Annotated in this window: 13 protein-coding genes and 1 riboswitch; of the genes, 1 reads left to right on the forward strand and 12 read right to left on the reverse strand. The window is 41.4% G+C overall.

Annotation, left to right across the window (positions count from 1 at the left end):
• Positions 1-22: 22 nt before the first annotated feature.
• From sufU to LCM09_RS05165, 6 genes are all read right to left on the reverse strand, one after another.
• Complete coding sequence (sufU, locus tag LCM09_RS05140) at positions 23-469, reverse strand: Fe-S cluster assembly sulfur transfer protein SufU (protein ID WP_224879245.1); 447 nt, start codon at positions 467-469, stop codon at positions 23-25.
• A complete protein-coding gene (locus LCM09_RS05145) occupies positions 459-1682 on the reverse strand; it encodes a cysteine desulfurase (protein ID WP_224879247.1) in 1224 nt (407 codons plus the stop codon). Before LCM09_RS05145 ends, sufU begins: the two co-directional genes overlap by 11 nt.
• The gene (gene sufD, locus LCM09_RS05150; RefSeq protein ID WP_224879249.1) at positions 1682-2989 is read right to left on the reverse strand and encodes a Fe-S cluster assembly protein SufD; all 1308 of its coding nucleotides are present in this window, start codon (positions 2987-2989) and stop codon (positions 1682-1684) included. Before sufD ends, LCM09_RS05145 begins: the two co-directional genes overlap by 1 nt.
• Positions 2990-3007: 18 nt before the next feature.
• Positions 3008-3793, reverse strand: a complete 786-nt coding sequence (sufC, locus tag LCM09_RS05155; RefSeq protein ID WP_224879251.1) for a Fe-S cluster assembly ATPase SufC — start codon at positions 3791-3793, stop codon at positions 3008-3010.
• A gap of 322 nt (positions 3794-4115) precedes the next feature.
• Positions 4116-4268, reverse strand: a complete 153-nt coding sequence (locus LCM09_RS05160; RefSeq protein ID WP_224879253.1) for a YuzK family famiily protein — start codon at positions 4266-4268, stop codon at positions 4116-4118.
• A gap of 258 nt (positions 4269-4526) precedes the next feature.
• On the reverse strand, positions 4527-4898 hold the full coding sequence (locus tag LCM09_RS05165) for a carboxymuconolactone decarboxylase family protein (protein ID WP_224879255.1): 372 nt from the start codon (positions 4896-4898) through the stop codon (positions 4527-4529).
• A 170-nt stretch (positions 4899-5068) separates the two neighbouring features.
• Here LCM09_RS05165 and LCM09_RS05170 point away from each other — a divergent pair, with 170 nt between their 5' ends.
• Positions 5069-6019 (forward strand): L-lactate dehydrogenase, encoded by a 951-nt coding sequence (locus LCM09_RS05170; RefSeq protein WP_224879257.1) that lies wholly within the window; start codon positions 5069-5071, stop codon positions 6017-6019.
• A 42-nt stretch (positions 6020-6061) separates the two neighbouring features.
• On the opposite strand, the gene LCM09_RS05175 is transcribed toward LCM09_RS05170, so the two are convergent.
• From LCM09_RS05175 to leuC, 6 genes are all read right to left on the reverse strand, one after another.
• A complete protein-coding gene (locus tag LCM09_RS05175) occupies positions 6062-6904 on the reverse strand; it encodes a MetQ/NlpA family ABC transporter substrate-binding protein (RefSeq protein WP_224879259.1) in 843 nt (280 codons plus the stop codon).
• A 19-nt stretch (positions 6905-6923) separates the two neighbouring features.
• On the reverse strand, positions 6924-7592 hold the full coding sequence (locus tag LCM09_RS05180) for a methionine ABC transporter permease (RefSeq protein ID WP_224879261.1): 669 nt from the start codon (positions 7590-7592) through the stop codon (positions 6924-6926).
• Positions 7585-8604: a methionine ABC transporter ATP-binding protein gene (locus LCM09_RS05185; protein WP_224879262.1), complete on the reverse strand. Its 1020-nt coding sequence runs from the start codon at positions 8602-8604 to the stop codon at positions 7585-7587. The genes LCM09_RS05180 and LCM09_RS05185 overlap by 8 nt, the downstream gene beginning before the upstream one ends.
• Before the next feature lie 112 nt (positions 8605-8716).
• Positions 8717-8826, reverse strand: a riboswitch (SAM riboswitch).
• A 97-nt stretch (positions 8827-8923) separates the two neighbouring features.
• Complete coding sequence (gene ilvA / locus LCM09_RS05190; protein ID WP_224879264.1) at positions 8924-9952, reverse strand: threonine ammonia-lyase; 1029 nt, start codon at positions 9950-9952, stop codon at positions 8924-8926.
• Positions 9927-10514: a 3-isopropylmalate dehydratase small subunit gene (gene leuD / locus LCM09_RS05195; RefSeq protein ID WP_224879266.1), complete on the reverse strand. Its 588-nt coding sequence runs from the start codon at positions 10512-10514 to the stop codon at positions 9927-9929. Before leuD ends, ilvA begins: the two co-directional genes overlap by 26 nt.
• 12 nt (positions 10515-10526) lie before the next feature.
• Complete coding sequence (gene leuC / locus LCM09_RS05200; RefSeq protein ID WP_224879268.1) at positions 10527-11939, reverse strand: 3-isopropylmalate dehydratase large subunit; 1413 nt, start codon at positions 11937-11939, stop codon at positions 10527-10529.
• Positions 11940-11949 lie beyond the last annotated feature (10 nt).

The raw sequence follows: 11949 nt of genomic DNA on the forward strand, positions 1-11949 counted from the left end.
TATTACAACACCTGGAAAGGGGTTAAGCCTCGTTGTTCTGTTCCTTAAACCCTTTCTCCATTGCTTTCCAAGAAAGTGTTGCACATTTGATACGAGCTGGGAATTTTGATACACCTTGAAGAGCTTCAATGTCACCTAGATCGAATTCTTCATCGTCGTAGTCTTTTCCTTGCATCATATCAGAGAAGATCTTAGACATACGGAGAGCTTCATCAACTTCAAGGCCTTTAACAGATTCCGTCATCATGGAAGCAGATGCTAATGAAATTGAGCAGCCTTCTCCAATGAATTTTGCCTCTGATATCTTACCTTCATCCACTTTCAACTGAAGCTGAATCGCGTCTCCACATGTTGGATTGTTCATATTTATTTTTAGGTCGCCTTCTTCAAGCTCCCCTTTATTTCTAGGGTTTTTATAATGATCCATAATGACCTGTCGATATAACTGGTCAAGATTGTTAAAAGACATGACCAAAAAACTCCTTTGCTTTTTGTAAACCTGCTACAAAAGTGTCCACGTCTTCTTCAGTGTTATATAAATAGAAGCTAGCACGAGCTGTAGCTGATACCTCTAACCACTTCATGAGTGGCTGAGCACAATGGTGTCCTGCTCGAACAGCAATTCCTTCAGTATCCAGCACTGTTGCCAGATCATGAGGGTGAACATCGGCACTGTTGAACGTTACTACGCCAGCACGTTCTTCAGGACCATAAATCTCGACACCTTCAATTTCAGACATTTGTTTCACTGCATAGTTAGCAAGGTGCTGTTCATGAGCTTTAATGTTATCCATTCCGACTTCATTCAAGAAGTCGATTGCAGCACCAAGGCCGACTGCTCCTGCAATGATAGGAGTGCCTCCCTCAAACTTCCAAGGTAGATCTTTCCACGTTGAGTCGTAAAGACCAACGAAGTCAATCATTTCTCCACCGAATTCAAACGGCTCCATGTTTTCAAGGTGATGCTTTTTACCGTATAGAACACCAATACCTGTCGGACCACACATTTTATGTGCAGAGAATGCGAAAAAGTCGCAATCAAGGTCGTCGACATCGATTTTCATATGCGGTGTACTCTGTGCACCATCCACTACCATCACAGCACCATTACGGTGAGCGATCGCAGCGATTTCCTTGATTGGGTTGATCGTACCCAAGACGTTTGACACATGCATAACTGAAACAATTTTCGTGTTTTCTGTTACTGTATTTTCTACATCTTCAAGTGAAATCGTTCCATCTTTTTGGAGAGGAATATATTTGAGTGTAGCACCAGTAGCTTTAACAACTTGTTGCCACGGAATGATATTACTATGGTGTTCCATCGGAGTGATGACGACTTCGTCACCTTCTTGAAGGTTTGCACGGCCATAGCTTGATGCAACCATGTTAAGCGCAGTTGTCGTTCCACGAGTGAAGATAACCTCTTCAGTAGAAGAAGCATGGATAAACTCACGAACCTTCTCACGTGCGCCTTCATATGCATCAGTAGCATGCGTACCTAACGTATGAACTCCACGATGGACGTTAGAATTGATTTCTTTATAGTAACGCTCAACTGCATCGATGACTTGCTTAGGCTTTTGAGACGTTGCAGCACTATCAAGATAAACAAGAGGTTTCCCATTCACCTCTTGATGTAAAATGGGAAACTGCTTGCGTATATCCTGGACATTGAACATTAATTTACTTTCCTTTCGGTTACCTCGATCGCACGGTTTTTAACACCTTCGATTGGAAGTTCGTTAATAACCGGAGCAAGGAATCCGTGGATAATTAAACGTTCTGCTTCTTTACGGCTGATTCCGCGACTTTGTAGATAGAAGAGTTGAAGTGGATCTACTTTACCAACAGATGCCGCGTGTCCAGCCATAACGTCATCTTCATCGATGAGAAGGATTGGGTTTGCATCCCCTCTAGCCTTTTCATTCATCATAAGAACGCGTTGAGTCTGGTCACCATTTGATTTCGTAGCGCCGTGCTCAATCTTCGTAACTCCATTGAAAATTGCGCTCGCACTATCTTTTTGAACACCGTGAACAAGAAGAACACCTTCTGAGTTTTTACCGTGATGGAAAATCTCATTTGTGAAGTTCTGCTTCTGATTACCACGACCGATCGTAACCGTCTTAGAGTCAGCAGTAGAACCGTCACCAACAAGGTTAGTCGAGTTCGTTGAAACTGTATTACCGTCATTCATCTGAGCAAGTGCCCAATCAATGTTTCCGTCACGAGCAACATTTGCACGACGGTTAACGTACGTTGTTACGCCTTTTGCGAAGTTATCAACTGATCCGAACGTTACGCGAGCATTTTGACCAACATGAACTTCAGCAATAATGTTAGCTACTGATTCAACGTCATGAGAATAAGATAGATAGTTCTCTACGTAAGTTACAGAACTGTTGTCTTCAGCAACGATAATCACGTGGTTGAATAGACCTGCTTCAGGGTCTTCTTGCCAGTATAGAGCTTGGACTGGAACGTCTACATCCACGTTGCGTGGCACGTATAGGAACGTTCCTCCATTAAGAAGTGCTGTATGAAGTGCTGTTAAGCGGTGTTCATCCACTTTTACAACGTCTTTCATGAAGTACTTCTCAACAAGTTCACTATGATTCTGAACAGCTGTTTGAATGTCTGTAAAGATAACGCCTTTATCTTTAAGTTCATCAGAAAGCTGACTGAAAACTGGCGTTGAGTTACGGTGCACGAGAAGGTTACCTGATTGCTGATCTTTTGCAACTAGGTCCTTAATATCTTCTGGAAGTTCATCCAAAGAAGAAATTCCTTCTGTCGGTACATCGTGTTTAAAAGAAGTGAAATTAAATTTATCTATTTTCGTCTTATCAGGTTTTGGCATAGGAAGGTTTGTTGATTTCTCTAGTGCCATAAGTCGAAGCTGTGTAAGCCACTCAGGCTCCTGTCGCTTCTCTGAAAAAGACCGAACATAATCTTGATCGAATGCAATCTTCGTATCCACTGACATTGTCATCCTCCTTACTGCTTACGCTTCTTGGCCAACTGTTTCGTCTTTGATACCTAGTTCTTCTTTAATCCAATCGTAACCTTCTGCTTCAAGACGCTGAGCTAGTTCAGCACCGCCGGACTTCACGATACGTCCCTGCATCATTACGTGGACTTTGTCTGGAGTAATATAGTTTAGAAGACGCTGGTAGTGAGTGATGATCAAGCAACCAAACTCTTCGTTACGCATAGCGTTTACACCTTTAGAAACAACCTTAAGAGCGTCGATATCTAGACCAGAGTCAATTTCATCAAGAACGGCAATCTTTGGTTCAAGCATCATAAGCTGTAGAATTTCGTTACGCTTCTTCTCACCGCCTGAGAATCCTTCGTTAAGGTAACGCTGAGCAAATTCTTCGCCCATATCAAGGTCAGCCATTTTGCTGTCTAGCTTTTTGATGAATTTCATTAGAGAAATTTCATCGCCTTCTTCACGACGAGCATTGATTGACGTACGTAGGAAATCAGCGTTTGTTACCCCGCTTACTTCACTTGGATATTGCATTGCAAGAAAGAGGCCCGCTTTCGCACGCTCATCAACTTCCATTTCAAGTACATCTTCATCATCAAGAAAGACTTTACCTTCAGTGATTTGATATTTCGGATGTCCCATGATAGCGGATGCTAAGGTAGATTTACCTGTACCGTTCGGACCCATTACTGCATGAATTTCGCCACCATTTATTTCAAGGTCTAGCCCCTTGATAATCTCTTTTCCTTCAATGGAAACATGAAGATTTTCAATCTTAAGAGTTGATGCTGCCATTTGTGAATACCTCCAATAACGTTTATACTATTCCTTCTTCCTTCCTTATTGTAGTAGCTATAAGGTTTAAGTCAAGGAATGTGTGCTGAGTCATTCTCAATCTATTTTCATTCTAATTTTATAACAAATCCAAACTATTATCAAGGAACGAGAAAAGTGTCCTTTCCTAGCGTACACCACAAATCTGTGCACTATTCAGACAAGAGTTTGCACCCAAGAATAAGCGTATCATTTCCTCATACGGTAGACAACGGATGTTATTCTCATTATCCAAATAAAAAAACCAGTCAACGACTGGTTTCTAGTGGCGTTCTAGTCTGATTCACTTTTGCAACTTACGGTCGAATTCCCTTACCATCATAAGACTCTGGCGATAGTCCAGATCACGATCACGCTCTACCTGCATTCGTTTATTGAAGTTTCTGCTATATTCTGCGTAGCCTACCCCGTGAGACTGGTACATTGCCTTTTCCATTTCTGATGTGTGGTTTAACCGCAACGGGCTAATAATGAATCAATCCTTTCAGTAATCTTTATTTATTCACTTACTTAATTTACCACTTTAATACGCTAGCCTACAAACAGCATATAAAGGAATTAGAAAGGATATATCACGCTCTTCTATGTTCTGAATATATTGAAAACTATAATTCGTACCATTCCTTCAATTAACAGCCTTTTTCAGCTAACTCTATTTGAACCATGCACATATATAATGGAAGAAACTCGTTTTTTAATGCTTCATTTGATTTAAATCAGTTATACAATCTTGCACAAGGGTAACCGCCTGACTCATGGAAGCTCCGCCCCCGAATGCAGCTGTTACGCCTACGGTTTCAAGTATTTCCTCTTCCGTACATCCTTGATCAAGGCACCCTTTTGTGTGGTAAATAATGCAATATTCGTCTTGAGAAAAGATAGAGATTCCAAGTGCTATCATTTGCTTTTCTTTTTTACTGATTGCACCTTCTCTAAAACAAGCTTCAGTAAAAGCATTATACTTTTTTGCTATTTGTGGCATTTTCTCAGTAAATACTCCAAGACCCTCTTTGTAATCCTGAAGTGCTTGTTGAGCGAAATTATTCGTTTGTTGTTCCTGCGTCAAGACACATTCCTCCTTCTTATTATTCACCGTTAGTATGAGATGACAGTAACAATGCTATCCATGAAATTATATAGAATGCTTCATAAAACGATTTTTTTGTGAGGAATGTCACATTATTGGGTAAAGTAGTACGATAATCTAGATTTAATAACGTAGAAGGAGTTGCTTTTATGTACGAAGGTAAAACGACACGCGTTTCATTGATCGGGACAGGTTTTGTAGGAACGAGCTATGCTTTTTCATTATTAAATCAAGAAGTGGTTAACGAGCTCGTATTGATCGATGTTAATAAAGAAAAAACCGAGGGTGAAGCAAGAGACCTGAATCATGGCCTCCCTTTTGGCACTCCAATGAAAATATGGGCAGGTAATTATGAAGATTGTAGGGAAGCTGACATTGTCGTTATTGCAGCGGGAGCTAACCAAGGTCCAGGAGAAACCAGGCTAGATCTTATCGATAAAAACACGAGTATTTTTAAGAAAATCGTTTCAGACGTGATGGAAACCAACTTTAATGGCATCTTTATCGTCGCTACAAATCCAGTTGATATCTTAACTTATGCAACGTGGAAATTTTCAGGATTACCTAAAGAAAGAGTAATCGGTTCTGGTACAATCCTTGATACTGCAAGATTTCGATTTTTATTAGGTGACTATTTTAATGTAGATTCACGGAATGTACATGCCTATATTCTTGGCGAGCATGGTGATACCGAGTTACCAATATGGAGCCACGCAACGATAGGAAGCAGGCCTGTCTTATCATTGATTGAAAATAACGAGAGCGCAAAAGCTGAACTTGATTCTCTTTTTGAGGATGTACGGGATGCGGCATATCACATTATTAATCGTAAAGGGGCTACGTATTATGGAATAGCTATGGGGCTAGTTCGTTTAACAAAAGCAATTCTTAGAAATGAAAACTCTATCCTAACAGTATCCACTTATTTAGAAGGTGAATATGGACTTAATGATATTTATATCGGGGTGCCAGCGATTGTTAATAAAACAGGAATAAGGGAGATTATAGAGCTTGACCTTAATCAAATGGAGAAGGAAAAACTTCATCATTCAGCAAACACTCTTAAACAGGCAATGCAGCAAGTGTCTCTGAACAAATAAGCATTAAAAAGGTTCTCCATTTTGGAGAACCTTTTATGGTATTTATTCATTTACCGGAACGACCGCTCCATCATACTCTTCTTTAATGAATGTCTGAATGTCTTCAGATCGAAGAACTTCAACAAGCGTTTGTACCGCTTCGTTATCTTCATCGCCTTTGTTCACAGTAATCACATTCACATAAGGAGAATCTGATCCTTCAAGTGCAATCGCATCTTCTTGTGGATTCAAACCGGCATCGATCGCATAGTTCGTGTTGATCATTACTGCGTCGCCTTCACCTTGCTTATAAATCTGTGGAAGAAGAGAAGCTTCAACATTTGTAGTGAACTCAAGTTCTTTAGGGTTTTCTGCAATATCCTCAACTTGTGCATCTGTAGGATCAATACCTTCTTCGATCGTGATCAAGCCTTTTGCTTCTAATAATGAAAGCATACGACCGTGGTCAGATACAGAATTACTCATGATGATTTCTGCACCTTTTGGTAATGCATCAAGGTTTTCGTACTCTTGAGAATACACGCCGATCGGTTCGATGTGAATGCCGCCAGCATTAACAAAATCATAATTTTCGTTTTCTTCCATCTGAAGATCCATGTATGGAACGGTTTGGAAGTAGTTTGCATCTAATTCGCCATTAGCTAGTGTCTTGTTGGGTAGAATATAATCTTGGAATCGTTCAATTTCAAGAGTTATCCCTTTTTCTTCAAGAAGCGGTTGCGCTTTTTCTAAGATTTCAGCATGTGGTACGTTTGATGCTCCTACAACTAGCTTCGTTTCTTCATTTTCTGAGCCAGAAGTTTCACTGTTTCCACCGTTATTGCCTCCACAAGCTGCTAGTGCTGCAAGAGCAAGAACTGACAGTATGACTAATAGTTTTTTCATGGTTTCTCTCTCCTTTTTTCTATCTTTTATCCATAGCTCGCGTCGTTACATCTCCAATAACCTGGAGAACCGCAACAATGACGAGTATCAATACTGTTGCTACGAGTGTTACATCTGGGTTATTTCGTTGGAAACCATCTAGATAAGCAAGGTCACCTAGACCTCCAGCCCCAACCACACCTGCCATCGCTGTATAACTCACTAGTGCGATTGCAGTTACGGTAATACCTGATATTAATGCTGGCATAGCTTCAGGAAGTAGAACTTTAAAGATAATTTGGCCATTCGTCGCTCCCATTGCTTGAGATGCTTCGATGACGCCTCTGTCCACTTCTCTTAGAGCAATTTCGACCATTCGTGCATAAAATGGCGCAGCCCCCGCAATAAGTGCTGGCAATGCTGCATTTGCACCAAGCATGGTTCCAACAATGTAAACAGATAGTGGAATAAGTAAAATAATTAATATGATGAAGGGAATCGAACGAAACAGATTGACTACCCCTGCAACGATTCCATTAACAAACTTATTTTCCCAGCTGTTTCCTTTTGAAGTTAAGAAAAGGAGGAGTCCAAGCGCAATGCCTAAGATGAACGTTGCAAATACGGATATTGCGGTCATATACATCGTTTGTAATGAAGCTTCCCACATATCCTCCCAACGCACATTTGGAAATAATGAACTAAGCATTTGGAATCACCTCAACTTTCACTTGCCCCCGCGCATAATTCAAAGCGTTATCGATCGCAGATTCATCACCTTTTAGTAAGACAGATAACTTGCCATACGGTCCATCCTGAGTGTGAGTGACCTTACCTTGAATAATGTTTACTTCAACCTGATACTCTCTGATCAACTGAGTTACGAGTGGTGATCCAGTAGCACCTTTCACAAATGTAAATTGTACGAGCGTACCATCCGCTCCTTCACTTAGATGTGATATCGATTCTTTCATTTCTTCAGGCTCACTCAATTGATTAACGAAGTCTCTAGTGATCGGCTGCTCTGGATGATGAAAGATATCAAGAACTGGACCTTCTTCCACAACGCTTCCGCCTTCCATAACGGCAACACGGTGACATATCTTTCTTATTACGTGCATCTCATGTGTGATCAGCACAATCGTTAATCCCAGCTCTTTATTAATCTTCTTTAGCAAGTCTAAAATGCTATCTGTTGTCTTCGGATCCAAAGCAGAAGTTGCTTCATCACAAAGTAACACTTTAGGATTGTTAGCAAGTGCCCTTGCAATTCCAACGCGTTGCTTTTGGCCACCACTTAACTGAGAAGGATAGGCATCTTCTCTCCCAGTTAATCCAACAAGATTGACTAGTTCTTCTACGCGAGCTTTTCGTTTCTCTTTCGGCATACCTGATATTTCAAGTGGAAAAGCGATATTTTCCTTTACAGTACGGGACCAAAGAATATTAAAATGTTGAAATATCATTCCTATTTCTTGTCTTGCCAACCGAAGGTCCTTTTTCTTCAGCTTAGATAACGCTTTGTCATCTACGGTTACGCTACCTTCAGTAGGTCTTTCTAGTAAATTCAGCATCCTGATCAGCGTACTTTTACCAGCGCCACTATATCCGATTACTCCGAAAATTTCGCCTTTTTCAATTGTAAGATCAGTATTCTTCACGGCTTCAACTGGTCCTGAAGCTGCAAAAAAAGTTTTCTTTATTCCTTTTAACTCAATCATCTGCACACATCCTTTTTAGGTACGACGTCCCATGACCACTATTTTTTTATTTCTTAAACTAAAAAGTGCCTCTCCGCTATGAGCAGAAAGGCACTGAAAAATCGATGTCTTTCTCTCATTTCTCAAAGCAATTGCTTTGCAGGAATTGGCACCTTCTCAAACATATTGTTTGTTGGTTGCCGGGCTTCACAGGGCCAGTCCCTCCACCTCTCTGAATAAGAGATATTTAGTTATTAACACGTTACTCTGGTTAAGTACTAAATCGAATTCTAGCATGGGACTTTTAGTGTGTCAATCGATGAGTAAAAAGTTTGAATTTTTAAATAACCTTTAACTTTTTGCCTCTCTTGTTTGCTTCTTCTGAAAGCTTTTTATACGTTGAGATCTTCTCTACATCTGCATTTCCACCGCTAATAACCGCACCAATTCTCTCGCCTTTTATACTGCCGCTTAAAAGTGCCGCAACTGATGCTGCTCCGGCACCCTCGACAAGCGTTTTCTGCCGCTGAAGCATAAAGATGATGGCTGACGCTATCCTTTCTTCACTCACGGTAACCATATCATCAACAAGGTCTTCAATGATTGGATATGTCATTTGACCTGGCTCTTTCACAGAGATACCATCTGCAATTGACTTTGCAGAAGATAATTGATCTGGTCCTATTTTATGAAAACGATTCCATGTAGCTGAGGCTTCAGCAGCTTGAACACCGATAAGCTTCACATGTGGGAAGAACTCTCTGATAGCGACCGCCATGCCAGCTAGTAGACCACCACCTCCAACTGGAACTAGAATAGTGTCTAAATCCGGGCACTGTTGCATCATTTCTAGTGCAATCGTTCCCTGACCAGCCATAACATCTTCATCATCAAAGGCGTGTACAAATGTTGCTCCTCGTTTCAGTTGATCTTCTTGTGCAGCTTTGAAAGCTTCATTATAGGAATCGCCTTCAAGAACAATTTCAGCACCATATGATTGTGTAGCTTCAATCTTACTTATCGGGGTATGGGCTGGCATGAATATTTTTGATTTGATTCCTTTTGATGCGAGGGCTACTCCTTGCGCATGGTTCCCTGCCGATGCAGCTACAATACCCCTCGCAGCTTCTATGTCTGTTAACTTCGAAACTTTATTAAAAGCACCGCGTAACTTGAAAGAACCTGTCCGCTGTAAGTTCTCCATCTTTAAGTAGACATCTTTACCTGTTAATTGATCAAGTGTATGTGACCGTTGTAACGGGGTTCTGTGGACGGCTCCAAGTAAGTTCTCCATTGCTTTTACGACATGAACGTTGTATTTCCCCTGATAATTCCCAAGTTCCTCACACTCCTGAATGCAGATTTTCATAATGCTGGATTTTTTCCTCCAGCGAAAGGGTACGTGATACTTCGTCCCAACCGTTTAACAGCATTTCCTTCCAATAAGGATCGATATCAAACGATACATGTAATCCCTCGTGGTCCTTGATTTGTTGGTCTTCAAGGTGGACTGTTAAAGAATAACCATCGAACGCTTTCGAGAACAATTCTGAGATGGTTTCTTGAGGAAGCGCGATTGGGAGAATGCCATTTTTGACGCAATTATTATAAAAGATATCGGCGAAGCTTGGTGCAATGATCACTCTAAACCCATAGTCAAGCAGTGCCCACGGAGCATGTTCTCTTGAAGAGCCGCATCCGAAGTTTTTTCCTGCTACAAGGATGGATGAAGATCGGTACTGCTCTTCATTTAATGAGAAATCAGATCGTGCGACTCCATCATCGTCAAAACGCCAGTTATAGAACAAAAACTGTCCAAATCCTTGCCGCTCGATCCGTTTCAAAAATTGCTTTGGAATGATTTGGTCAGTGTCCACGTTCACCTTTTCTAGTGGATAAACGATACCAGTATATTCGTTGATTGGTTCCATACGTTCACTCCTTTAAACGACAGTCGGCTTCATTTTTCTAGCATCGGTAAATTTGCCTTCCAAAGCTGCGGCTGCTGCCATAGCAGGACTAACAAGATGTGTTCTAGAGCCATTCCCTTGTCGACCCTCGAAATTACGATTCGAAGTTGAAGCACATCGCTCACCTGGTGGAACAATGTCGTCATTCATCGCAAGACACATACTACATCCTGCCTCTCTCCATTCAAAACCAGCTTCCATAAATACCTGGTGAAGTCCCTCGGCTTCGGCTAGATCTTTAACTGATTTAGAGCCTGGCACCACAAGAGCCCGAACATTACTGTGTACCTTTCTTCCTCGAACAATGTTTGCTGCTGACCTTAAATCACTAATTCGTGAATTTGTACAAGAACCAATGAAAACATGTTGAATGTCGATGTCCTGAATCGCCATCCCTGCTGTTAAGCCCATGTAAGTCAATGCTTGAGAAATCGCCTTCTGATCACCTGGATCTTCATAATCCTCTGGAAAAGGTACTCTTCCGTAAACGGAGGTTCCCATCGAAGGGTTCGTTCCCCATGTCACCTGCGGTTCGATTTCATCAGCGTGTATTTCTAATACGCTATCGTACTCTGCTCCTTCATCTGTCGCTAGGCTTTTCCATTCCATTACGGCCTCTTCAAAAGCTTCGCCTTTTGGAACGTGTCTTTTGCCCTTTAGATAGTCGAAGGTCACCTCATCAGGACTGATCAACCCTGCTTTAGCACCTGCTTCGATCGACATATTACAAATCGTCATCCGTTCTTCCATAGACATGTTTCGAATCGCTTCACCAGTGTATTCTAATACGGCACCTGTCCCAGCATTCACGCCGAATTTTGCGATGATCGCAAGAATAATATCCTTCGCTGTCACACCTGCACCTGGCTGACCGTTCACTCGAACTTCGATTGTTTTCGGAGGGGACTGCCAAAGCGTTTGTGTTGAAAGAACGTGTTCGACTTCACTCGTTCCGATACCAAAAGCAAGTGCTCCAAAAGCACCATGAGTCGAAGTATGACTATCTCCACACACAATTGTTTTACCTGGTTGAGTTAACCCTAGTTCAGGACCAATTACATGGACAATCCCTTGATCTGGATGGTTGATATCCGCAATTTCCACACCGAATTCTTTACAGTTTTCTTCAAGCTTCTCCATCTGCACTTTTGATACAGGATCATTAATAATGTGCCGTGCTATTGTAGGAACATTATGATCCATCGTTGCAAACGTCAATTCAGGTCGTCTAACCTTCCGTTGGTTCATCCGCAGGCCTTCAAAAGCCTGCGGAGATGTCACTTCATGAACAAGATGCAAATCGATATAAAGTAAATCTGGACTACCTTTTTCTCTATGAACGATATGTTTATTCCAGATTTTTTCAATAATTGTTTTTGGCTCCACACCCATCCTC

Source organism: Guptibacillus algicola (assembly GCF_020171805.1).
Classification (GTDB): Bacteria; Bacillota; Bacilli; order Bacillales; family Guptibacillaceae; genus Guptibacillus; species Guptibacillus algicola.